We start from the raw sequence: 440 nt of genomic DNA, 5'->3' as shown, positions 1-440 counted from the left end.
AAACATCTTTAATTGTCGGTATTAATATGTCAGAGGTCGTTGAGGTCAGCTTAATATCATAGTGAGTAGTTTCAACGACCTGGAGGACATATTTTCACAAAGGTCAGGGCAATCATGACAGAGCAGAAACGACCGGTACTGACACTGAAACGGAAAACGGAAGGGGAAACACCGACCCGGAGCCGGAAAACCATCATCAATGTCACCACGCCACCAAAATGGAAGGTGAAAAAGCAGAAACTGGCGGAGAAGGCTGCCCGGGAAGCAGAGCTGGCGGCGAAGAAAGCACAGGCCAGACAGGCGCTGTCCATTTATCTGACGCTGCCCTCGCTGGATGAGGCGGTGAACACTCTGAAACCCTGGTGGCCGGGATTGTTTGACGGTAACACGCCCCGGGTAATGACTCCAACTTATTGATAGTGTTTTATGTTCAGATAATG

General features: G+C 49.5%; 1 protein-coding gene. It reads left to right on the top strand.

Features of this window, described 5'->3' with window-relative positions; all coding sequences use genetic code 11:
• Positions 1-114 precede the first annotated feature (114 nt).
• Positions 115-417 carry a fertility inhibition protein FinO gene (gene finO, locus AC3DEV_RS17120; protein WP_021514822.1) on the top strand — a complete coding sequence of 101 codons (303 nt, stop codon included), beginning with the start codon at positions 115-117 and terminating at the stop codon, positions 415-417.
• Positions 418-440 lie beyond the last annotated feature (23 nt).

This window comes from Dietzia sp. IBK-p2-15D (assembly GCF_057773105.1).
This window is presented reverse-complemented; position numbering and strand designations above follow the sequence as displayed.

Bases quoted from the DNA above. Each gene is read 5' to 3' on its own strand.
- finO (WP_021514822.1), top strand. From the start codon at position 115: ATGACAGAGCAGAAACGACCGGTACTGACACTGAAACGGAAAACGGAA.